Consider the following 22,631-nt stretch of genomic DNA (forward strand, 5'->3'; position numbering starts at 1 on the left):
CGAAAATGAATAACTCCATTGCCGACACCGGCAATGGGGTTTTCGTTTGGAAGAGCGGGAGATTTCAGAGTGCGCCGTTCTTCGGCGGTGTCACACCGTTCAAATGGTAGTTGCCGACGACGTGATATTTCCAACGCACGGGATCATGCAGCGTATGGGTGCGGGCATTGCGCCAGTGGCGGTCGAGGTTGAGGCCTGTTTGTACCGACGAGGTTCCGGCAAGCTCGAAAAGCGTGTTCGCGGCCTCGAGTGCCACTTCGGTCGTCAGCACCTTCGCCGCAGCGACCGCCAGCGTCGCCGCGATCACCTTTTCCTCCGTCGTTTCGACCTGCGCGGCATCGACCTTGTGGCCGGCGCGCTCCACGAGAGCCGTTGCGGCTTCCAGCCGGATGGCGATCTGGCCGACTTTGGCGATCGTCAGCGGATCGTCTGAGGCACGCTCAAGGCCGCTATCCATCCAAGGGCGCGATTTCGTCCTGACGAACTCCAGCGTTTCGGCAAAGGCCGCCCGTGCGATGCCGAGATCGACGCCGGCATGGATGATCTGACCAACGGAACCGATCGTCGTCGGCCGCTCGAAGCCCTTGTGATGGAAGACCACGGAATCGGCGCTGACATAGACATTGTCGAGGATCGTCGTGCCGCTGCCGGTGGTGCGCTGGCCAAAACCGTCCCAGTCGTCGACAATCTCGACACCTTCGGTGCCCTTCGGCACAAAAGCCATGGTCAGCCGATCCTCCGGATCGAGCGCAAAGATGGTGATCCAGTCGGCGAAGAGGACGCCGGTCGAATAGAATTTGCGCCCGTTGATCCGGTAACCCGGACCGTCGCGGCTGATGCGCGTATTGTAGTGGCCGACGGTCTTCGTGCCGCGCTCGGACAGCGCATTGCCGAAACGATCGCCGGCCAGCACGCGGCTGAAGAAATAGCGCTGCTGCTCCTCGCCGCCGTCGGTTCTGAGCGCCTCGAGAATATAGAAGTGGTTCTGCGGGATCTGGCCGATCGAGCCGTCCGCCTCCGACAGGATCGCGGTGATCTCGGCAAGCACGGCGTTGGAGACGTCGAGCCCGCCATATTGCGAGGGCACGGTGATCGCCAAAAGGCCGGACTGGGCGAGAAGATCGAGTTCGCTAAAAGGCAGGATCCTGTCGGCGTCGCGCTCGGCAGCGCGTGCGGCAAATTGCGCCGCCAGTCTGCGGGCAGTGGCGATCGCCTCCTCGTCGCTGCCGATACGGTCGGCCACGGGCCGGATCTGGTCTGCTTGCCTCAGCACGGTGTTCATCGATGTCTCCATTTCTGACGGCCCTATCGGTGAAAGAAATCGAGCGTCGAGATAAGAGTACAAATTCTATAGATGTGATAGAAAATGAAAAGTGTTTGCTTATCGGCTTCTGACTGCCGCGATTAGTGTCTCAGACGGGCGGTTCTGCGAAAACGTGGCCGGAAAAGCACCGAAATCGCTACCGGAAATTAGCTGAGCCGGCCTCGATTTGAATTCGTCGAGTTCCTACGTAACCGATATCCGATGCGTCGCCGCAGCGGCTCCAGACAGAACGCCCAATGCGGGGCAGGCGGCCGCCTTGCCCGATCCATGAGGAAAGTCATGACCCCACGGCAGTTGCGCCTCGGCGCCTTCATGCGTCCCGTCAGCCTGCATACCGGCGCGTGGCGCTATCCCGGCTCCTATCCCGACGCCAATTTCAATTTCGCGCATCTGAAGTCCTTCGCGCAGGCGTTGGAGCGGGCGAAATTCGACGCCTTCTTCATGGCCGATCACCTTGCTGTGCTCAACATGCCGGTCGAGGCGCTGCGCCGCAGCCACACCGTGACCTCCTTCGAGCCCTTCACGCTGCTGTCGGCGCTGGCGGCGGTGACGGAGCGTATCGGCCTCGTCGCGACCGCCTCCACCACTTTCGACGAGCCCTATCACATCGCCCGTCGTTTCGCTTCGCTCGACCATATCAGCGGTGGCCGCGCCGGCTGGAACATCGTCACGACGTCGAACCCTGACGCCGCGCTCAATTTCGGCCTCGACGAACATGTGGAGCACGGCGAGCGCTATCATCGCGCCCGGGAATTCTACGACGTGGTCACCGGGCTCTGGGATAGCTTCGCCGACGATGCCTTCATCCGCGATCGGGAGAGCGGCCTGTTTTTCGATCCGGAGAAGATGCATGTGCTCGGTCATAAGGGCGAGGAATTGAGCGTGCGCGGGCCGCTCAACATCGCCCGGCCGCCGCAAGGCTGGCCCGTCATCGTCCAGGCCGGCCAGTCGGACCCCGGCCGCCAGCTTGCCGCTGAGACCGCCGAGATGGTCTTCTGTTCGCCGCGCGATCTGGCCGCCGGCAAAGCGCTTTATGCCGATATCAAGGGTCGCATGGAAGCCATCGGCCGCAACCGCGACCATCTGAAGATCCTGCCCGCCGCCTTCATCATCGTCGGCGACAGCATCGACGAGGCCCGCGCCAAGCGCGCCACCCTCGACAGCCTGGTGCATTACGAGAGCGCCATCGCTTCGCTTTCGATCGCGCTCGGCCATGATGCTTCGGGCTTCGATCCCGACGCACCGCTACCATCAGATATTCCCGACACCAATGCCAGCAAGACCGGCCGGGCACAGGTACTGAAGCTTGCGGCGGAGGAAAATCTGACGGTGCGCCAGCTGGCGCAACGCTACGGCGGCTATGCCGGCCTTGCCTTCGTCGGCACGCCGGCCAGCATCGCCGACGAGATGGAGCGCTGGCTTGACGAGGAGGGTTCGGACGGTTTCAACATCGTCTTTCCCTATCTACCGCAGGGTCTCCTCGACGTCACCGAACGGCTGGTTCCCGAACTGCAGCGCCGCGGCCTGTTCCGCAGCGAATATCAGGGCACGACGCTGCGCGAACATCTCGGATTGCCGCGGCCGGAGAACCGGTTTTTCTCCGCCAGTGCGTAAGACACTACGGGCAATCCCCGCGCGGCAATACGATGCCGTAACCGTCAGAATTCGACGGTCCTGTTGTCAAAGCCCAGCCGCGCGGGTTCGAATTCCCTTTCATCAGCGGAGGAATCGCGCAATGCCTCAAACAGCGTCTTCGGCGTCCAGTTCAGCTGAAATTCCGCATAGCTGACAAGGAGATAGGCCGCTTCGCCGCGATCTGTGATCACCAGCGGCCGCTCGCTCGCTTCCTTCTTCGCCTTGCTGGGATTCCGGTTGAAGGCTGCGTCGGTCATGGAGGACATTTTCATCGAAACCATCCGCTCTACATCAAGCAGGGAATATACCCAGCCTGCCACCCTTAGACCATGGCGCCCACATCGAACGCATCGCTTTCGCCCGACATCAGTTCGAGGGGCCAGATGATGTTGCGGTCGCCTCCCGGATAGAACTGCCGATAAGCCGGCATGGTGGCGAGAAGCATCCGGCCGAGCGCGACACCGAGATCGTAGAGCGAGATGCGAAAGCAGCTCAGCGACGGCTGCAGGAACCGTGCGCGCGGAGCGTCACGGAAGCCGATCACCGCAAGGTCGCGGCCGGGCATGACGCCCGATTCCATCAGGCGGCGGTAAAGGCCGATCGCCATCAGCTCGTAGATCAGGATCACCGCCGTCGGCCGCTCTTCAAGCAGCAGCAGTTCATGGGCCGCCTGATAGCCGCCCTGTTCGCTCGACCTGACGCGGATGACGAGCGACGGATCGAAAGGAATATCGTGCCGCTCGAGCGCGCGGCGATAGCTTTCGATAAAGAGATAGCCGAGGTTGGCCTCGCTCGACGGCGCGGTGATCGCAATCCGGCGATGTCCCAGCGCGACCAGCCGCTCGACGGCATGGTCAGCCACGCCTTCGAAATCGAGATCGATCCAGGGAAAATTGCTGGCCGAAAGGCTGCGGCCGAGCGCGACGAAGGGGATCTTCGCCCGCGATAGAAAGTCGATGCGTCGGTCGACGCGCTGCGTGTCCGAAATGATCATCGCATCGACGATGCGCCGCGCCACCATCCGCTTCAGATATTCGTGCGGGTCCTCATCGCTCGGGCAGGGCAGCATGATGAGGTCGAGCTTGTGGCGGGCAAAGACGCTCTGCAGGCCGCTGGTGACGCCGAGGAAGAAGTTGTCGGCGTTCTCGACCGTTTCCTTGCTGGATTCGATCATCAAACCGATGACTTTCGTCTCCCCCTGCCTCAGGCTCCGCCCAGACTGGTTGGCGACGTAGCCGAGTTCCTCGGCTGCTGCCAGCACCCGCCGGCGGGTTTCCTGATTGACATCGGGCTTGCCGTTCAGCGCGCGGGAGACCGTGCCGATCGAGATATTCAAGTGTTCGGCAAGCTGGCGAATCCCCTTCATCGCTGACGATTTTCCTCCCATCGGTAATTTCCCATTTGGCGTCTATTGACACCGCAAAATGTTTCCGCATACAGTCGTAAACGTTTACGGAGTGCGTGTCACGAGGAGAGTTGACACCATTCCCCTGGAGGAAATCGTGAAATTCAGTGCCATTCTGTGCGGGTGCGGAGCTATGTCCAAAGGTTGGTTGCGAGCCATCGCTTCCAACCCGCTGCTGGCCGATTCCATCACCATCGTCGGCCTTGTCGACCTGAACCGGGAGACGGCGGAAAAGCTTGCCGCGGAGTTCGGGCTTGAAGGCGCCGTCATCGGTTCGGACCTGTCCGACGTCATCGCGGCCACGAAGGCCGACCTGGTGTTCGACATCGTCATTCCGGCCGCACGCTACGACGTCGTTTCGACGGCACTCAAGGCCGGCTGCCATGTGCTCAGCGAAAAGCCGATGGCGGCCTCGCTTGCCGAGGGCGCTGCGCTGGTCGACCTTGCCGCCGAGACCGGCCGCATCCACGCTGTCATCCAGAACCGTCGCTTCATATCAGGCGTGAGGCGCCTGCGTCGCTTCGTCGACAGCGGCGCGATCGGCGAACTCACCGGCATCCATTGCGACTTCTTCCTGGCGCCGCATTTCGGCGGCTTCCGCGAAGAGATGGACAACGTCCTGCTTCTCGACATGGCGATCCACACCTTCGATGCGGCCCGCTACGTCGCCGGCCGGAAGCCGCTCACCGTCTATTGCGTCGAGCGCAATCCGAAGGGCTCGTGGTATCGGCACGGCGCCTCGGCCAACGCCATCTTCGAATTTTCCGATGACATCGTCTTCTCCTATCGCGGATCCTGGTGCGCTGAAGGCGAACGCACCAGTTGGGAAAGCCAGTGGCGCCTCGTCGGCTCGAAGGGAATGCTCACCTGGGATGGCGAGGAGAGTTTCAAGGCGACTGTCGCCGGTGAAGAGCCCGGCCTTTTGCGTGGGCACGCTGCCGTAAACGTTCCCGGTCCGGAACACGACGAGGAAACCCATGGCCACGCCAGCGTCATCGCCGACTTCATCGCGGCGATCAGCACCGGAAGACGGCCCGAGACCGCCAATTCCGACAATATCAGAAGCCTTGCCATGGTCTTCGGCGCGATCGAAAGCGCCAAGACGGGCAAGCGCGTCGAAATTTCAGCATAGGATGAACTGACGTGAGCAACCCTGCAAAATCCATTCGTATCGGCACCATGGTCAGCGGCAACAAGGGCGATGCCGCTACCCGCATCGGCGAGATCGCCGGCATGGGCTTCGAAAGCTTCGAGCCCTTCTTCTGGCAGACGACGAAGGGCCAGGACCTTGCCGAACTCGGCAAACGCTGCCTCGATGCGATCGGCGACCGCGACATCACCATCTCGACGCTCGGCATGTTCGGCAATCCGCTGGAAGAGAGCGCAATCGACCTCGAGACGCTGCAGGGTTGGAAGGACTGCATCGACAATGCCCATCATTTCGGCGCCACCTGCGTTGCGGGCTTCACCGGCCGCATCCGCGGCAAGCCGCTGACAGACAGCCTGCCTCGCTACAAGCAGATCTGGAGCGAACTCGCCAAGCGCGCTGCCGACAAGGGCATCAAGATCGCCTTCGAAAATTGCGCCATGGACGGCAACTGGGCAAGCGGCGACTGGAACATCGCCCACAATCCCGATGCCTGGGAACTGATGTTCAACGAGACACCTGACGACAATGTCGGTCTGGAATGGGAGCCGTGCCATCAGATGGTCTATCTGATCGATCCTTTGCCGCAGATCCGCAAGTGGGCGCACAAATTCTTCCATGTCCACGGCAAGGATGCGACCATCCGCTGGGAGGTCATCAAGGAACACGGTATCTTCGGCAAGGAGAAGTTTGTCTTCATGCGCACGCCGGGCTTCGGCGACAGCAACTGGACCGACATCATTTCCGAGCTGCGCCTTGCCGGCTGGTCTGGCTCGATCGACATCGAAGGCTGGCACGACCCGGTCTACCGCGACGCGCTTGAAATGACCGGCCAGGTCTATGCGCTGAACCACCTCAAGCATGCCCGGGGCGGCGAATTCGTCGTCGATCCCATCTGATGATATCGTTTCCGGCAAGGAGGAATTGCCGGAAACGGGGATAACCACAAAGGAGGAGAACCATGGCTATCCGCAAATATGTAATTCTGGGCGCTCTCGCGCTTGCAGGCGTCTCGCTGTTCGGCCTGTCGGCCAAGGCCGAAGACGTCACATTGACGCTTTGGTCGCTGGATAAGGACACCCAGCCGGCGCCGAACCTCATCAAGGAGTTCAACGCCCAGAACAACGGCATCAAGATCGAATATCGGCTGATCCAGTTCGACGACGTCGTCACCGAGGCGATGCGCGCCTATGCCACAGGCCAGGCGCCCGATATCATCGCCGTCGACAATCCGGAGCATGCGCTATTCTCGTCGCGCGGCGCCTTCCTCGATCTCACCGACATGATTGCTAAGTCGACCATCATCAAGCCGGATAATTATTTCCCCGGCCCACTGAAATCGGTCGAGTGGGACGGCAAGTATTTTGGCGTGCCGAAGGCAACCAACACGATCGCGCTCTACTACAACAAGGACATGTTCAAAGCCAAGGGCCTCGACCCGAACAAGCCGCCGCAGACCTGGGATGAGCTGGTCGAAGATGCGCGCAAGCTGACCGACCCCGCCAAGAACGTCTATGGTCTCGCCTTCTCGGCCAAGGCCAATGAGGAAGGCACCTTCCAGTTCCTTCCCTGGGCACAGATGGGCGGCGGCAGCTACGAGCATATCAATGCCGAGGGCGCGGTGAAGGCGCTCGGGATCTGGAAGACGATCATGGACGAGAAGCTCGCTTCTCCCGATACGCTGACGCGTGGCCAGTGGGATTCGACTGGTACCTTCAATTCCGGCAATGCGGCAATGGCGATCTCGGGACCGTGGGAGCTCGACCGCATGACGCAGGAAGCGAAGTTTGACTGGGGCGTCACCCTGCTTCCGGTTCCCAAGGAAGGGGCTGAACGCTCCTCGGCCATGGGCGACTTCAACTGGGCGATCTTTGCCACCAGCAAACATCCGGCCGAAGCCTTCAAGGCGCTCGAATATTTCGCTTCGCAGGACGACAAGATGTTCAAGAACTTCGGCCAGCTTCCGGCCCGTTCGGACATCTCGATCCCCGAGACCGGCCAGCCGCTGAAGGATGCAGCCCTCAAGGTCTTCCTCGAACAGCTGAAATACGCCAAGCCGCGCGGCCCGCATCCGCAATGGCCGAAGATCTCCAAGGCAATCCAGGACGCCATCCAGGCAGCACTGACCGGCCAGATGAGCCCGAAAGACGCGCTCGACCAGGCAGCTGACAAGATCAAGGCAGTACTAGGCTGATCGTTGGCTGCGAGCGAGCCGCTTGCTCCCTCTTCTCCCCAGCGGGGAGAAGAGAAACCGGAAGCAACGCGTCTTTTAACCGGATGAACCTCGATTCATCCCATCATTTCCTCCCGGCAGGGGCCGTCTTCCGCATCATGCGCCAGGCGGCCCCGTTCGGAGTATCGGAGGACGCATGAAGAGGATCCTGATGAGCGTCAGGGACGGTCGCGGTTTCGATATCGTGCTGGTCGCTTTCCCGCTTGGTTTTCTGTTCCTGATGGCGGGGCTGCCGCTGATCTACAATGTCGTGATGAGTTTCCAGGAGGTCGACATGTTCAGCCTCGGGACCTTCTCGCGTCCCTTCGTCGGATTCAAGAATTATACCGACCTCTTCGCACAGCCGGAAACGCTGTCGATCCTCTACAACACCGTCATCTTCGTCGTCGGCTCCATCGCCGGCCAGTTCCTGATCGGCTTCAGCCTGGCGCTGTTCTTCTGGGTCAATTTTCCCGGCGCCTCATGGATGCGCGGCCTGTTCCTCGTCTCTTGGGTGATGCCGGGCCTCGTCGTCGGCGCCATCTGGAACTGGATTCTCTCGGGCGATTTCGGCGTGCTGAACTTCATTCTGAAGGAAAGTGGCATCATCTCCGGCAACATCTTCTGGCGCTCGGACCCGCATTATTCGCTCTATGCCGTCATCATCGCGAATGTCTGGCTCGGCACCTCGTTCAACATGATCCTGCTTTCCGTCGGCCTCGCCGGCATTCCCGCCGATCTCTACGAAGCGGCCGAACTCGACGGTGCCAATATCTGGCAGCGCTTCTGGACGATCACGCTGCCGATGATGCGCTCGACCATCGGCGCCATCATCGCGCTTGGCCTGATCTTCACCTTGCAACAGTTCGATCTTTTCGCCGCGATTACGTCGGGCGGGCCGAACAACTCGTCGAACGTCACGCAATACTGGGCCTGGGATCTCTCCTTCCGGCAATACGACTTCGCTAAGGGCGCAACGATCTCCGTCATCATGATCGTCTTCGTCATGTTCGCGTCCGTCGTCTATGTCCGGTCCACACGCCACGAGGTGCGCGGATGAATACGACGAACCGCGATCGCCTAATGCTCGCAATGTCGGTCGTCATGGCGGCGATCTATCTGTTCCCGCTCTACTGGATGTACATCACCGCGCTGAAAGGCGGCTCGGAGATGTTCGCGACGCCGCCGAGCTTCTGGCCGGCTGCACCCCAATGGGGCACCTATGCCTATGTCTGGGAAAGCCGGGATATGGGCCGCTATCTCTGGAACTCGCTGGTCATCGCTCTCGGCTCCATGGCACTCATCACCCTGCTTGGCGTCGGCTGCGCCTATGTGCTCGCCAGATACCGCAATGTCTGGGTGGATATCGGTCTGTTCCTGATCCTGATGCTGCAGGTCCTGCCGGCATCGCTGATGATCACGCCAATCTTCGTCGGCTTTTCGCAGATCGGCATGCTGAATTATCCACGGCTTGCCGTCATCATTGCGGTCGCGGCAAAGAGCATGCCCTTCTTCGTCATCCTGGTGCGCGCCACCTTCATGAGCGTTCCCCAGGAACTGGAGGAGGCGGCCCTGGTAGATGGCAATTCGCGCGTCGGCGCCTTCTTCAACATCGTGCTGCCGCTCGCCCGCAACGGCATCCTGGTCAGTGCCATCCTGATCTTCATGCAGGCCTTCGGCGAATTCGTCTATTCGAAGTCGATGATCCAGGCGGTTGATCTTCAGCCGGCAAGCGTCGGCCTCAATTCCTTCATGGGGCCGAACACCAACGAGTGGAACAACATCATGGCCTACGCCACGATGTATGTGACGCCGATCCTTGCCATCTTCGTTCTCTTGCAGCGCCGCATCGTATCCGGCCTCACCTCTGGAGCCCTCAAATGACCACACAGATCGAGCTCAGAGGCGTCAACAAATATTACGGCGCCTTCCACGCCCTGAAGAATATCGACCTCTCGATCGCCAAGGGCACCTTCGTCGCGCTCGTCGGCCCCTCGGGCTGCGGCAAGTCCACGCTGCTGCGCTCGCTTGCCGGCCTCGAAAGCATTTCGTCGGGCGATCTCAGGATTGCCGGCGAACTGATGAACGGCGTGCCGCCGCGCAAGCGCGACGTCGCCATGGTGTTCCAGTCCTATGCTCTTTATCCGCATATGACGGTCGAGGAAAACCTCACCTACAGCCTGCGCATCCGCGGCATCGCCAGGGCCGAGGCCAAGAAGGCGGCCGAGGACGTAGCGGCGACAACAGGTCTTTCGCATCTCCTGAAGCGCTATCCGCGCGAGCTTTCCGGCGGTCAGCGCCAGCGTGTCGCCATGAGCCGCGCGATCATCCGCCATCCCAAGGCCTTCCTGTTCGACGAGCCGCTATCCAATCTCGATGCTGCGCTGCGCGTCCACATGCGCAAGGAAATCCGGTCGCTGCACGACCGGCTGAACGCAACCTTCGTCTACGTCACACACGACCAGGTCGAAGCGATGACGATGGCCGACCATGTGGTGGTGATGCGCGACGGCATCATCGAACAGCAGGGCGCGCCGCTCGACCTCTACGACCGCCCGGCGAACCGGTTTGTTGCCGGTTTCATTGGCTCGCCGGCCATGAATTTCATTCCCGCGATCGTCGCGGAAGGCGGCCAGAGCCTTATCCTGGATTTCGGCGCAGTGAAGCAGACGCTTGCGATCACCCGCGCCATCGAGCCCGGACGTAAGCTCATCGCCGGCATCCGGCCGGAACATATCGGCGTCGTCGAGGCCGGACATGGTAGCTTCGATGTGCCGATTGCATTCGTCGAATCGACCGGCTCCTCGACCTTCATCGTCGCGGAGACCCAGCCGGAACTGACGATCGTCGAGACGCGCCGCGACAGGGTCAAGGCAGGAGACATGATCGGACTTTCGGTCGATCCGGACCAGATCCATCTCTTCGACGCGTCGACGGATCACGTCATATAAAGGCCCCAGCCCGTCGGCTTGGAATTGCCATAAATCGAACCCGTTGACGCCGTCGAGCCAGATCTCGAAAGCGTCACCGGCGACTGGCTGCGCGACAAGCTCGACCCGACGATCGCCTGAGGGCCTGTCCGGTCGAGTTTCGATCGGACCGCAAGAAAAACAAATCCCGCACGATCAACGCTGTTGACAACGGGGCGCAATCGATATTGTCTTGTAAAGCGCTTTACTAAACCGCTTTACAATAGGTCCAATCAATGGCCAAGGGAACGACACCAAGTCTGAAGGATGTTGCAGCCGCGGCCAACGTGTCGGTCACGACAGTGTCGCGTTTCGTCAACGGAAGCCTCGATCTTCCCTTTCAGACCAAGAAGCGCATCGAGGATGCGATCAAGACGCTGAACTACCGGCCGAACCCGCATGCGCGTCGCTTAAGCAGGGGGCGCTCGGACACGATCGGCCTCGTCGTGCCCGATATCGCCAACCCTTTCTTCGCGACCCTTGTCGCCGCCGTCGAGCAGGCGGCCGATGAAAAGAAGCTTGCGGTCTCGTTGCACGCCACGCTCAACCGGCCGGGGCGCGAGATCGAATATCTGCAACTGATCGAGCGCAATCACGTCGACGGCCTGATCTTCGTCACCAACCATCCCGACGACGGTGCGCTCGCTGCCCTCATCAACGGCAGCGGCAAGGTCATCATCGTCGATGAGGACATTCCGGATTCGAAGGCGCCGAAGCTGTTCTGCGACAATGAGCAGGGCGGTTATCTCGCCGGCCAGCACCTGGCCGAGCAAGGCCATCGCCACGTCCTCTTCATCGGCGGCGACGAGCGCATGATCAGCGCCCGCAGGCGTTATGACGGCCTGTTGAAGGCGCTGAGGGAGCGGCATGGCGAGGAAGCCCGGGCCGACCGCTATGCCGGCGAATACACCATCGAATACGGCCGTGCGGCGGCGCTCGAATATCTCGCCGGAGACCGAGAGGCGACGGCGATCTTCGCCAGCTCCGACGAGATCGCCATCGGGCTCGTCGAGGTCTTCGGCAGCCGGGGCGTCTCGATCCCCGGCGACATCTCGGTCATCGGCTTCGACGATGTCGGCCCGCTTCATCTTTTTGCGCCGCCGCTGACGGCGATCCGCCAGCCGGTGCGCCAGATCGGCCGGCGATCGCTGGAGCTGCTTCTGGAAACCAATTGGCACGAGTGGAAACCATCCGCTTCGGAGGAACTGGTGCCTGTCGAAATCGTGGTGCGGAACTCCGTTGCGCCGCCTGCGAAATAATAATCAGCAACGTCAAAAAACCAAAAGAGGATGAGAACATGACACTGAATTTGACAAGACGAACGATGATCGCAGCCGCCGGCTTTACGGCATTGACCTTCATCGGCCTGTCCAGCGCTGAGGCGCAGGAAAAGAAGACGGTCGCACTGGTGCAGATCAACCAGCAGGCGCTTTTCTTCAACCAGATGAATGAGGGCGCCCAGAAGGCGGCCGATGCTGCCGGCGTCAAGCTGGTGATCTTCAACGCCAACAACGAGACGACGGCGCAAAACAGCGCCATCGAAACCTACGTCCAGGAAAAGGTCTCCGGCCTTGCTGTCGTGGCGATCGACGTCAACGGCATCATGCCGGCCGTCAAGCAGGCGGCCGATGCCGGCATTCCCGTCGTCGCCATTGACGCCATCCTGCCTGATGGCCCGCAGAAGGCGCAGATCGGCGTGGACAATGCCGCAGCCGGCGCCGACATGGGCAAATACTTCCTCGACTACGTCAAGGCGAACATGGGCGGCAAGGCCAAGCTCGGCGTCGTCGGCGCCTTGAACTCGTTCATCCAGAACATCCGCCAGGACGGCTTCGAGAAGACCCTGAAAGGCGTCGACGGCATTGAAATGGCCGGCGTCGTCGACGGGCAGAACATCCAGGACAACGCCCTTGCGGCGGCTGAAAACCTGATCACCGCCAATCCCGACCTGACCGCGATCTACGCCACCGGCGAGCCGGCCCTGATGGGGGCGATCGCCGCCGTCCAGAGCCAGGGCAAGCAGGACAAGATCAAGGTGTTCGGCTGGGATCTGACTGCCGAAGCCATTGCCGGCATCGATGCCGGCTTCGTCGTCGCCGTCGTCCAGCAGGATCCGGCCGCGATGGGCGGTGCCGCCGTCGACGCGCTCGTCAAGGCCTCGGCCGGCGAAGCCGTCACCAAGACGATCTCGGTGCCGATCACCATCGTGACCAAGGAGAATGTCGAGCCATACCGGGCCGTCTTCAAATGATCGAGAGCGGACAGCGTGACATCGCTGCCGCCGGTTCCGGAGGGGTCGCACCCTCCGGAACCGGCACATCCGGCGGCACCCGATCCGACCCGCGCATCTCGCTGCGCGGCATCCGCAAGTCCTTCGGCTCGCACCAGGCGTTGCGCGGCGTCGATCTCGACATCTTCCCCGGGGAATGCCTGGGCCTCGTCGGCGATAACGCCGCCGGCAAATCGACGCTGACGAAGATCATCTCGGGAACCTACATTCCCGATGCCGGCACCATCACCATGGAAGGTGAGGAGGTTCGCTTCTCCGGCCCCGCGGACGCGCGTGGCAGAAATATTGAAATGGTGTTCCAGGATCTCAGCCTCTGCGACCATATCGATGTCGTCGGCAATCTCTTCCTCGGCCGCGAACTCAGTCGCGGGCCGTTTCTCGACACCAGGACGATGCTGTCCGAAGCCCGCAAGATGCTGGATTCGCTTGAGATCCGCATCCCGAGGCTGACCGGGAAGGTCGCCCAGCTTTCCGGCGGGCAGCGTCAGGCGATCGCGATCGCACGCGCCGCCTCCTTCAAGCCGAAGGTGCTGATCATGGATGAGCCGACGTCCGCACTTGCCGTCGCCGAGGTCGAGGCGGTTCTGGCCCTGATCAACCGCGTCAAGGCAAATGGGGTTTCGGTGATCCTCATCACCCACCGGCTGCAGGATCTCTTCCGGGTCTGTGACCGCATTGCGGTGATGTACGAGGGCACGAAGGTGGCCGAACGGCAGATCGGCAGCACCAATCTCGAAGATCTCGTCAGGCTGATCGTCGGTGAAGGAGCCAGGCAATGACGGCTTATACGGAACGCGGCCACGGCTCGCGCGTCGCCGATTTCTTCGGTGAACACGCACAGGTCCTGTCGATCGCCATTTTCTTCCTCGCCTGCATGATTTTCTTCTCGATCGGCAGCGAAACCTTCTTCACGCTCGGCAACATCCTGAACATCGTGCGCCAAGCCGCTCCCATCCTGATCGTCGCCATCGCCATGACCTTCGTCATCATCACCGGCGGCATCGATCTTTCGGTCGGCTCGCAGGTCGCGCTCGTCAATGCGGTCGCGGCGATCATCATGGCGATGGGTGTTCCCTGGCCGTCGGTCGTCATCGGCATGATCGTGCTCGGCGGCTTCATGGGGCTGGTGCAGGGCTGGTTTACCGCCTATCAGGGCATCCCGGCCTTCATCGTCACGCTTGCCGGCCTCTCGATCCTGCGCGGCCTGGCGCTCTATCTGACCCAGGGCTATTCGATTCCGATCAAGGATGCGCCGGGCTTCTTCGCGCTCGGTCGGGGCGAAATCCTCAGCTTCCCGATCCCAGCGGTCATTGCCGTCGCCATCGCCATTCTCGGCTATGTCGTCATCACCGCGACCAAATATGGCCGGCAGGTCGTGGCGGTCGGCTCCAATGCAGAGGCGGCGCGGCGCGTCGGCATGCCCGCCAAATGGATCATCGCCTCGGTCTATATCATCTCCGGCGTCGCCTGCGCCGTCGCCGGCCTGCTGATCGCCGCTCGCCTCGGCTCCGGTTCGTCCAATGCCGCCGTCGGTTTCGAGCTGCAGGTAATCGCCGCCGTGGTGCTCGGCGGAACGTCGCTGATGGGCGGACGCGGCACCATCCTCGGCACCGTGCTTGGCACGCTGACCATCGCCGTCATCGGCAACGGCCTGATCCTGATGCACATATCGCCGTTCTTCACCCAGATCGTCACCGGCGCCATCATCCTCGTCGCCATCTGGCTGAATACGCGCATCTTCACGGCCAATTTCCATTTCCGGTTGGGCAGGAAAGGATGAAGCGATGAGCGAGCAGACAACAGAAAGCCTGTCCGAAGCGCATGTCCGCTCCGGCAAGGTGATGACCGTCACCGGCCCCGTTTCGGCGGATGCACTCGGCGTGACACTGATGCACGAGCATATCCTCAACGACTGCCGCTGCTGGTGGCATGCGCCGAAGACGCCGGAACGGCAATATCTCGCCGAAAGCTTCGTCTGCATGGAGATCCTCGGTGAACTCCGGCAGGACCCCTTCGTCAACAAGCACAATATCACGCTGGATGACGAACGTCTGGCAGTGACAGAACTCAAGGATTTCGCCGCGGCGGGCGGGCGCACCGTGGTGGAACCGACCTGCAAGGGCATCGGCCGTGATCCCCTGGCGCTCCAGCGCATCTCGAAAGCATCCGGTCTCAACATCGTGATGGGGGCGGGTTATTACCTCGGCTCCTCACATCCTGAAGGCGTCGCCGCGATGAGCGTCGACGAGATCGCGGGTGAAATCGTCCGCGAGGCGAGGGAAGGGGTCGACGGCACCGGCGTCAGGATCGGCCTGATCGGCGAGATCGGCGTCTCCTCGGATTTCACCGCTGAGGAGGAGAAGTCGCTGCGCGGTGCGGCACGCGCACAGGTGCTGACCGGGCTTCCGCTGATGGTGCATCTGCCGGGCTGGTTCCGTCTCGGCCACCGCGTGCTCGACGTGGTGGCGGAGGAGGGGGCGGATCTCCGCCACACCGTGCTTTGCCATATGAATCCGTCGCATGACGACATCGCCTACCAGAGCGAGCTGGCGGAGCGTGGCGCCTTCATCGAATACGACATGATCGGCATGGATTTCTTCTATGCCGACCAGCAGGTGCAATGCCCGAGCGACGAGGAGGCGGCGCGTGCGATCGTGCGTCTCGTCGAGGCCGGTTATCTCGACCGGGTTCTTCTGTCGCACGACGTCTTTCTGAAGATGATGCTGACGCATTATGGCGGCAATGGCTACGCCTATATCCTCCGCCACTTCCTTCCCCGTCTTCAGCGGCACGGCCTCGACAGGACGGTTCTCGACGAAATGATGCGCAGCAATCCGCGCCGCGTCTTTCATGCCGGAGCTTAGCTCCATCAATTCAATCGATCACAGGTACCGCAGACCATGACAAAAAAAATCCTCCTTGTCGGCGAGAGCTGGGTCAGCTCCGCCACGCATTACAAAGGCTTCGACCAGTTCGGCAGCGTCACCTTCCATCTCGGCGCCGAACCGCTGGTCAAGGCGCTCGCCGGCAGCGCCTTCGAGCTCACCTATATGCCGGCGCACGAGGCAGTGGAGAAATTCCCCTTCGAGATGGCCGGGCTCGATGCCTATGACGCCATCATTCTCTCCGATATCGGCGCCAACTCGCTGCTGCTGCCACCGGATGTGTGGCTGCATTCGCGCACCGTGCCGAACCGCCTGAAGCTTCTGAAGGCGTGGGTGGAGAAGGGCGGCGGCCTGCTGATGGTCGGCGGCTACTTCTCCTTCCAGGGCATCGACGGCAAGGCGCGCTGGCGGCGCACCCCCGTCGAAGACACGCTGCCCGTCACCTGCCTGCCGTATGACGACCGCGTCGAAATTCCCGAGGGCACCGTTGCTGAGGTCGTGAAGCCGGAGCATCCCACGATGCAGGGTCTCGAAGGCGCCTGGCCCGTGCTTCTCGGCGTTAACGAGGTCGAAGTGCGAGACCGTGCCGATGTCGAGATCGTCGCGCGCCTGCCGGAGGATCAGGGCGGCCATCCGCTGCTCGTCGTCGGCACGTACGGCACTGGGCGGACGGCAGCCTGGACGTCCGATATCGGCCCGCACTGGCTCTCGCCCGCGTTCTGCGAATGGGAAGGCTATGGCCGGCTCTGGAAGAACATCCTCGGCTGGCTCACCGAAAAGCAGGCGTGATTTCAGCGCGCGGCAGGAATTGGAAAGGGAATGACATGCAGGAAATTTCGGACAGGCCGTCCAACGCCATCAGGGATATCTTCGGCAGGGACAAGGTTCTGATCGGCATGATCCATTGCCCGGCCTTTCCGGGCGCGCCGCGCTACCGGGGGGCTGCGATGGATGCGATCTACGACGCGTGTATGCGCGACGCCGAAGCTTGCGTGGAAGGCGGCCTGCATGGGCTGATCATCGAAAATCACGGCGATGTGCCGTTCTCGAAGCCCGAGGATATCGGCCCCGAGACGACCGGCTTCATGTCCATCGTCACCGACCGGATCGCGCGCGCCGCCGGCATTCCGCTTGGTGTCAACGTGCTGGCCAACGCACCGATTCCAGCCTTCGCCATTGCCATGGCGGGTGGCGCCAAATTCATCCGCGTCAATCAATGGGCCAATGCCTATGTCGCCAATGAAGGCTTCATGGAGGGCAGGGCGGCCGAGGCCATGCGCTACCGCTCGCTGTTGAGGGCCGAGCACATCAAGGTCTTTGCCGACAGCCACGTCAAGCATGGCAGCCACGCCATCGTCGCCGACCGCTCGATCCAGGAACTGACGCGCGATCTCGCCTTCTTCGATGCCGACGGCGTCATCGCCACCGGCCAGCGAACCGGCAATTCGGCAACGATGGAAGAAATCGAGGAGATCGGTGCGGCGACACACCTGCCGCTGCTCGTCGGCTCCGGCGTCAACAAGGACAATATCGTCGATATTCTCGCCCGCACCAACGGCGTCATCGTTGCGTCTTCGTTGAAGCACGGCGGCGTCTGGTGGAACCCGGTCGACGTCGAGCGGGTGCGCGCCTTCCGGGCGGCGGCCGAACCGGGACTGGAGGGCTGAGCATGGCGGCAGAGAGCCTTTCGGCCCGCATCCTGCGCGAGAACGATGCTGTCTTCCGGACGATGCTGAGCCACCGCTTCGTCGAGGACGTCAAGAACGACAGGCTGAGCAAGGCGGCTTTCGAACGTTATCTCGTCTATGAAGGGGCCTTCGTCGACAGCGCCATCTCGATCTTCGCCTATGCGGCGGCGACCGCCAAGACGATGATGCAGAAGCGTTGGCTGATCGCGGTTCTCGATGCGCTCGCCAACGAGCAAATCGCCTATTTCGAGCGCACCTTCGCCAGCCGCGGCATCGATCCCTCGTCCTTCGATACCGGCATCGCCGAGGTCGAGGCCTTTCGCACCGGCATGTTGGAGATCGCCCGCCAAGGCGGTTTCCTCGACACGGTCGCGGCGATGTTTGCGGCCGAGTGGATGTATTGGACCTGGTCGAAGGCGGCGGCCAGTTGCCCGATCAGCGATCCGCTCTTGAAAGAATGGGTCGACCTGCATGTCGATCCGAACTTCGCCGCCCAGGCGCAATGGCTGAAGAATGAACTCGACATCGCCGGAGAAACGCTGGAAGAGGATGAAAAAGCGCGGCTCAGCGCGATCTTCGGCCGGGCGATGCAGCTCGAGGTCGATTTTCACGATGCGCCTTACCTTTAGCCTCACCTTGCGAAAGCGGATGCATGCGCGCCTACATAATCGGTAACGTCGCCATCGACGAAACCATCGCCGTTTCCGAACTTCCCGTCATCGGCGCCTCCATCCTGGGCAATGCCGGGGGTAGCGATCTCGGCGGCAAGGGCACGAACCAGGCTGTCGTCATGGCCCGCTGCGGCGTTCCGACAACGCTGGTGGCGCCTATCGGCAGGGATGCGAGGGCCGATACGATACGCCATTACCTCGCAGACGAGCCGCTTCGGAGCGAACTGATCGAAATGAAAGATGCATCGAGCGACGTCTCGATCATCTTCCGGCTGCCGGGCGGCGAAAATGCCATCGTCACGACGACGCAATCGGCGCAAAGCCTGTCCCTCTTCGATGTCAGGCGTATCCTGTCGACGGCCGGCTCCGGCGATCTGATGATGCTGCAAGGCAATCTGTCCGACCAGACGACCCGCGACATCCTGGAGCATGCAAGAGCGATCGGCATGGTCACCGCCTTCAATCCCTCGCCGGTGCGCTCCTATTTCTCCGATCTCTGGGATCTGATCGACATCGCCTTCCTGAACAAGGGCGAGGCGCAGGCCCTGACGGGAACGACGGGCAGGGATGCTGCCGAATATCTTCTGAGCCGGGGGCTGCGCGAAATCGTCCTGACGCTGGGCGGCGACGGCGCGACGCTCGTGAACCGGCACGATAGTATCGAAGTGCCCGCCCAGATCTGCGATGTTGTGGATACAACGGGCGCAGGCGATACCTTCATGGCCGCAGCACTTGCATCCTGCGCGCTGCGCGGGCAGCGGCTGGACAGGCTAGCCATCGAACACGCAGTTGCAGCCGCAGCCATCACCGTCTCAAGACATGGAACAAGAAAGGCATTTCCGACCATTTCCGAGCTTGAAGCGATCCTGAGATAGCCGCTCGGTGTGGCTTGCAGCTTCATAAAACCATCATCAGCCTCTGCGAAGGGATGGGCTCCTTGCGATTCACTCCGTCATATCAGCAGCATCCGGACTTTTCTCATGACAACTTCCCCGATTTCCGCGCGTCTTTCCCCGACCGCCTCCTCCCGCCTCGTCGTGCTTGCCGAAACGGTATTGAAGGCGGGCGAAACCGCCCGCGGCTCCCTGCGGCGACGAACGTCGGCAGAAATGCTCGCCAAGGCGCCGCGCGATTATCAGACCGAAATCGATGTTGCCGTCGAGCGAATCATCGTCGACGAGATGACGAAGGCCTTCCCGGACTATGCCATCCAGGGCGAGGAAGCCGTCGGCAACCGCACGGCGGGTCCGGAAACGCCAATCATCTACATCGACCCGATCGACGGCACGACCAATTACGCCTGGGGCATTCCGCATTTCGGCATGACGATCTCGATCGTCGAAGGCGGCAGGCTCGTCATGGGCGTCGTTTATGATGCCATGCAGGACGAGCTGTTCAGCGCCGAGATCGGCGGCGGCGCCTATCTGAACGGCGAGCGCATCCGCTGCGCCGATGTCGGCGACATCGAAAATGTGCTCGTTGGCGCCGGCCTGCCGATCCCGGGCCAGCTCAAGGCGGTTTCCGAAGAGATCTATTTCGATGCGATCAAACGCCTGATGGCGAATACGGCAGGCGTGCGCCGCCTCGGCTCGGCGGCACTGTCGATCGCCTATGTCGCCTGCGGCCGGCTGGACGGGTTCTTCGAAGACGGGCTGTCTCTCCACGATTTCGGCGCCTCGGCGCTGATGGTCGAAGAGGCGGGCGGCATCGTCACCCGTTTTTCCGGCGCTAAGGTTGTCGGAAAGAGCGATATCCTGGCCGCCAGCAAGGCGTTACATCCATGGCTGCTGGGAGGCTTCCAGATCAAGACATGAACCGGCGCATTCCGGTGCAATCATCCCGCTTCCGCATGAGCGGATGCCAAGCCGACAACTGTGTTGGCGCGGTGCTAGAGCATGATGTCTATGGGCGGATTTCGGACGACATCATGCTCTACTCTTTGATTTGAACGCCGAACCGGGACAACTAAGCGGCCAATGCTTTGTCGTCGTCAGCGAACATTCTGGTCAAGCTGAGAAAGTAAATCATCCCAGACTGGTGAGTGATAATTCCTTCACAGTATGAGCGGTCCGGCGAACTGACAATCTCTGGAGCCTGTTGCAGATCATCGGCGTTGATCGAAAGCATATCGGTGACCTGATCCACCATTAGGCCGATCGGTTTGCCGTGAACTTCCGCGACCACGATTGCACTGCGTTCGGTCGCTTCCGACGACGGCATCCCCAGCTTGCGACATAAGTCGATTGTGGGAATGACGACGCCTCGCAAGTTAATGATACCGACCATTTCCGGCGGCGCATGCGGGATCGGCGTCGAAGCCGCCCATCCACGTATCTCTCGAATGGAGGTGGTCTCGATGCAGAAGCTCTGACCATTCAATTGGAATGCAATGATTTCAAGAGACGTACGTCCCTCGCGATTTTTGGATATCGACGCCATCAAAACTCCTCCCAGCTGTCGCCGCCTTTAAGCGCGCCATTCCCGTTGAATGCTCGGGCCACCTTCGCCGTCATCTGACGGGCTGGCGACGGCATAGCCCGCAAATGCCGGTCGGCTGCAACCGGGGCAGCACGAGATGCACCGGCACCTGTCCCGATGTTGAACTGACCGAGGAGATCGAAGAGCTGCTCTGCTTCCTTGGCAAGGCTATGCGCCGAGGCCGTCGTCTCCTCGACCATGGCGGCATTCTGCTGTGTGCCCTGGTCCATCGTGTTGACGGCGGTGTTGATTTCCTTGAGACCCGTTGCCTGCTCTTTGGAGGCTTCGACGATGGCGCCGACATTACCGTCGACTTGCACGACTTGGGTCACGATTTCCTGCAATGCCTTGCCGGTATTACCAACCAAGGCAACCCCGCTTTTGACGTGTTCGTTCGAGGCATTGATCAGCTCTTTGATCTCCTTTGCCGCCTTGGCCGATCGCTGGGCGAGTTCGCGAACTTCCTGGGCAACGACGGCGAACCCCTTGCCAGCGTCGCCGGCTCGGGCCGCTTCGACGCCGGCATTGAGCGCCAGAAGATTAGTCTGGAAAGCGATCTCGTCGATCACGCCGATAATGTTGGCGATCTCGCCGGCGGACTTTTCGATCTTGCCCATCGCATCCACGGCTTGACTGACAATGTTGCCAGAATTCTCCGCGTTCTCCTTGGTCTTGCGAACAAGCTGCCCTGCTTCCTGGGCGCGGGAACTGGAATCAGCGACGGTGGTTGTGATCTCCTCAAGCGCTGCGGCCGTCTCCTCGACGGAAGCAGCCTGCTGCTCGGTACGCTTGGAGAGATCGTTCGAGGCAGATTGTATTTGTTGCGATGCCGCAGCGATGGCGCCAGCGTTCTGCGAGATTGTCTGCAATGTAACGCGAAGCTTCGATGAAGCGTCGTTAAAATCAGCGCGCAGCTTCTCCAAGGTGGGCAGGAAGGGCAGGGCGATGGTCTGAGTCAGATCGCCTTCTGATAAAGCCTTCAGCGCTCCCGCGAGTTGGTCGACATTTCCGACGCGCGTGGTGACATCGGTCGCAAATTTGACGACCTTGAACACTTTGCCGTTCATGTCAAAGATCGGATTGTACGATGCCTGGATATGGACCTTCTTGCCGCCCTTGCCGATACGCAAGAACTCATCCGCAACGAATTCTCCCGCGGCAAGCCTCGTCCAGAACCGACGATAATCTTCACTGTTGCTATAGCTTGGCTCACAGAACATGGAGTGATGTTTGCCCTGGATTTCCGTCAGCTCATAGCCGAGTGTCGTCAGGAAATTGTCATTTGCATTGACGATTTCGCCTTTCGGAGTGAACTCGATGACCGCCTGGGCGCGCGAAATGGCGTTCAGCTTACCGCCATCTTCGGCCGCCTTCAGCTTCTGCGCGGTGATATCGGTCGCGAATTTGACGACCTTATAGGGTTTGCCACCGCTAAAGACCGGGTTGTAGGAGGCTTCGATCCAGACCTCCGTGCCGTCCTTGCGAATGCGCTTATACTGCCGTTGATCGAACTCACCGCGCGCCAGTTTTGCCCAGAAGTCTCTGTAGTCGGAGCTGGCTGCTTCTGCCGGATCGACGAAGAGGCGATGATGTTGACCAACGATTTCAGAAAGCTGATAACCGAGCGCCCGGCAAAAGTTTTCATTCGCGAAGATGATTGAACCGTCAAGCTTGAACTCGATGATCGCCTGAGATTTGCTCATCGCTTCGAGAACGGCCTTTGCATCGGCGCCAGCGCCAAATCCCAACATTCATTCCTCCAACGTTTCAGAATGGGCCGTTAACGCGTGCGGAAACCCATCAAATACCATTACTTTTGGTAGTGCTAATTCTTAAATAAAGACGTTTATAATATGTAAATGTACTAATGCACTCGTGTAAAATTCCTTCATTTCTGTTTGAATTTTTTCAGATAATCGAAATGGCG

At 60.9% G+C, this 22,631-nt stretch carries 22 protein-coding genes; 17 read left to right on the plus strand and 5 right to left on the minus strand.

Annotation, left to right across the window (positions count from 1 at the left end):
• Positions 1 to 64 precede the first annotated feature (64 nt).
• The gene (locus J3P73_RS32775; RefSeq protein WP_130829027.1) at positions 65 to 1,282 is read right to left on the minus strand and encodes an SfnB family sulfur acquisition oxidoreductase; all 1,218 of its coding nucleotides are present in this window, start codon (positions 1,280 to 1,282) and stop codon (positions 65 to 67) included.
• A gap of 321 nt (positions 1,283 to 1,603) precedes the next feature.
• Here J3P73_RS32775 and J3P73_RS32780 point away from each other — a divergent pair, with 321 nt between their 5' ends.
• The gene (locus J3P73_RS32780) at positions 1,604 to 2,938 is read left to right on the plus strand and encodes an LLM class flavin-dependent oxidoreductase (RefSeq protein WP_207580094.1); all 1,335 of its coding nucleotides are present in this window, start codon (positions 1,604 to 1,606) and stop codon (positions 2,936 to 2,938) included.
• Positions 2,939 to 2,982: 44 nt separating this feature from the next.
• Here J3P73_RS32780 and J3P73_RS32785 read toward each other — a convergent pair whose 3' ends face one another.
• Both J3P73_RS32785 and J3P73_RS32790 read right to left on the minus strand, forming a co-directional pair.
• Entirely contained in the window at positions 2,983 to 3,231 is a 249-nt protein-coding gene (locus J3P73_RS32785) for a type II toxin-antitoxin system Phd/YefM family antitoxin (RefSeq protein ID WP_245002766.1), read from the minus strand.
• A 50-nt stretch (positions 3,232 to 3,281) separates the two neighbouring features.
• Positions 3,282 to 4,325 carry a substrate-binding domain-containing protein gene (locus J3P73_RS32790; RefSeq protein ID WP_024320137.1) on the minus strand — a complete coding sequence of 348 codons (1,044 nt, stop codon included), beginning with the start codon at positions 4,323 to 4,325 and terminating at the stop codon, positions 3,282 to 3,284.
• Between the two features lie 136 nt (positions 4,326 to 4,461).
• Between J3P73_RS32790 and J3P73_RS32795 the strand changes: the two genes are divergently transcribed.
• The 16 genes from J3P73_RS32795 to J3P73_RS32870 all read left to right on the plus strand — a co-directional run bounded on the left by J3P73_RS32795 (position 4,462) and on the right by J3P73_RS32870 (position 20,040).
• The gene (locus J3P73_RS32795; RefSeq protein WP_130698437.1) at positions 4,462 to 5,496 is read left to right on the plus strand and encodes a Gfo/Idh/MocA family protein; all 1,035 of its coding nucleotides are present in this window, start codon (positions 4,462 to 4,464) and stop codon (positions 5,494 to 5,496) included.
• Positions 5,497 to 5,507: 11 nt separating this feature from the next.
• A complete protein-coding gene (locus tag J3P73_RS32800) occupies positions 5,508 to 6,410 on the plus strand; it encodes a sugar phosphate isomerase/epimerase family protein (RefSeq protein WP_027688780.1) in 903 nt (300 codons plus the stop codon).
• A gap of 62 nt (positions 6,411 to 6,472) precedes the next feature.
• Positions 6,473 to 7,705 carry an ABC transporter substrate-binding protein gene (locus J3P73_RS32805; RefSeq protein WP_207580095.1) on the plus strand — a complete coding sequence of 411 codons (1,233 nt, stop codon included), beginning with the start codon at positions 6,473 to 6,475 and terminating at the stop codon, positions 7,703 to 7,705.
• Between the two features lie 175 nt (positions 7,706 to 7,880).
• Positions 7,881 to 8,783 carry a carbohydrate ABC transporter permease gene (locus J3P73_RS32810; RefSeq protein ID WP_027688778.1) on the plus strand — a complete coding sequence of 301 codons (903 nt, stop codon included), beginning with the start codon at positions 7,881 to 7,883 and terminating at the stop codon, positions 8,781 to 8,783.
• Entirely contained in the window at positions 8,780 to 9,607 is an 828-nt protein-coding gene (locus J3P73_RS32815; protein ID WP_027688777.1) for a carbohydrate ABC transporter permease, read from the plus strand. The genes J3P73_RS32810 and J3P73_RS32815 overlap by 4 nt, the downstream gene beginning before the upstream one ends.
• On the plus strand, positions 9,604 to 10,674 hold the full coding sequence (locus J3P73_RS32820; RefSeq protein WP_027688776.1) for an ABC transporter ATP-binding protein: 1,071 nt from the start codon (positions 9,604 to 9,606) through the stop codon (positions 10,672 to 10,674). Before J3P73_RS32815 ends, J3P73_RS32820 begins: the two co-directional genes overlap by 4 nt.
• A gap of 254 nt (positions 10,675 to 10,928) precedes the next feature.
• Positions 10,929 to 11,951, plus strand: a complete 1,023-nt coding sequence (locus J3P73_RS32825; protein ID WP_018069358.1) for a LacI family DNA-binding transcriptional regulator — start codon at positions 10,929 to 10,931, stop codon at positions 11,949 to 11,951.
• 38 nt (positions 11,952 to 11,989) lie between these two features.
• Positions 11,990 to 12,943 carry an ABC transporter substrate-binding protein gene (locus J3P73_RS32830; RefSeq protein WP_018069359.1) on the plus strand — a complete coding sequence of 318 codons (954 nt, stop codon included), beginning with the start codon at positions 11,990 to 11,992 and terminating at the stop codon, positions 12,941 to 12,943.
• A complete protein-coding gene (locus tag J3P73_RS32835) occupies positions 12,940 to 13,761 on the plus strand; it encodes an ATP-binding cassette domain-containing protein (protein ID WP_024320145.1) in 822 nt (273 codons plus the stop codon). Before J3P73_RS32830 ends, J3P73_RS32835 begins: the two co-directional genes overlap by 4 nt.
• A complete protein-coding gene (locus J3P73_RS32840) occupies positions 13,758 to 14,762 on the plus strand; it encodes an ABC transporter permease (protein ID WP_018069361.1) in 1,005 nt (334 codons plus the stop codon). Before J3P73_RS32835 ends, J3P73_RS32840 begins: the two co-directional genes overlap by 4 nt.
• A 4-nt stretch (positions 14,763 to 14,766) precedes the next feature.
• Complete coding sequence (locus J3P73_RS32845) at positions 14,767 to 15,846, plus strand: phosphotriesterase family protein (protein WP_130676584.1); 1,080 nt, start codon at positions 14,767 to 14,769, stop codon at positions 15,844 to 15,846.
• 36 nt (positions 15,847 to 15,882) lie between these two features.
• Positions 15,883 to 16,656 carry a glutamine amidotransferase gene (locus J3P73_RS32850; RefSeq protein ID WP_018069363.1) on the plus strand — a complete coding sequence of 258 codons (774 nt, stop codon included), beginning with the start codon at positions 15,883 to 15,885 and terminating at the stop codon, positions 16,654 to 16,656.
• Between the two features lie 35 nt (positions 16,657 to 16,691).
• Entirely contained in the window at positions 16,692 to 17,534 is an 843-nt protein-coding gene (locus tag J3P73_RS32855) for a BtpA/SgcQ family protein (protein WP_018069364.1), read from the plus strand.
• Between the two features lie 2 nt (positions 17,535 to 17,536).
• The gene (locus tag J3P73_RS32860; RefSeq protein ID WP_130705728.1) at positions 17,537 to 18,184 is read left to right on the plus strand and encodes a TenA family protein; all 648 of its coding nucleotides are present in this window, start codon (positions 17,537 to 17,539) and stop codon (positions 18,182 to 18,184) included.
• 23 nt (positions 18,185 to 18,207) lie between these two features.
• On the plus strand, positions 18,208 to 19,101 hold the full coding sequence (locus J3P73_RS32865; protein ID WP_130657692.1) for a ribokinase: 894 nt from the start codon (positions 18,208 to 18,210) through the stop codon (positions 19,099 to 19,101).
• Between the two features lie 105 nt (positions 19,102 to 19,206).
• Positions 19,207 to 20,040, plus strand: a complete 834-nt coding sequence (locus tag J3P73_RS32870; RefSeq protein ID WP_024320151.1) for an inositol monophosphatase family protein — start codon at positions 19,207 to 19,209, stop codon at positions 20,038 to 20,040.
• 151 nt (positions 20,041 to 20,191) lie between these two features.
• On the opposite strand, the gene J3P73_RS32875 is transcribed toward J3P73_RS32870, so the two are convergent.
• Positions 20,192 to 20,665 carry a chemotaxis protein CheW gene (locus J3P73_RS32875; protein WP_018069369.1) on the minus strand — a complete coding sequence of 158 codons (474 nt, stop codon included), beginning with the start codon at positions 20,663 to 20,665 and terminating at the stop codon, positions 20,192 to 20,194.
• Positions 20,665 to 22,455, minus strand: coding sequence for a methyl-accepting chemotaxis protein (locus J3P73_RS32880; RefSeq protein WP_130689171.1), 1,791 nt, complete (start codon positions 22,453 to 22,455; stop codon positions 20,665 to 20,667). The genes J3P73_RS32875 and J3P73_RS32880 overlap by 1 nt, the downstream gene beginning before the upstream one ends.
• Between the last annotated feature and the right edge of the window lie 176 nt (positions 22,456 to 22,631).

This window comes from Rhizobium ruizarguesonis, assembly GCF_017357285.1.
Classification (GTDB): Bacteria; Pseudomonadota; Alphaproteobacteria; order Rhizobiales; family Rhizobiaceae; genus Rhizobium; species Rhizobium ruizarguesonis.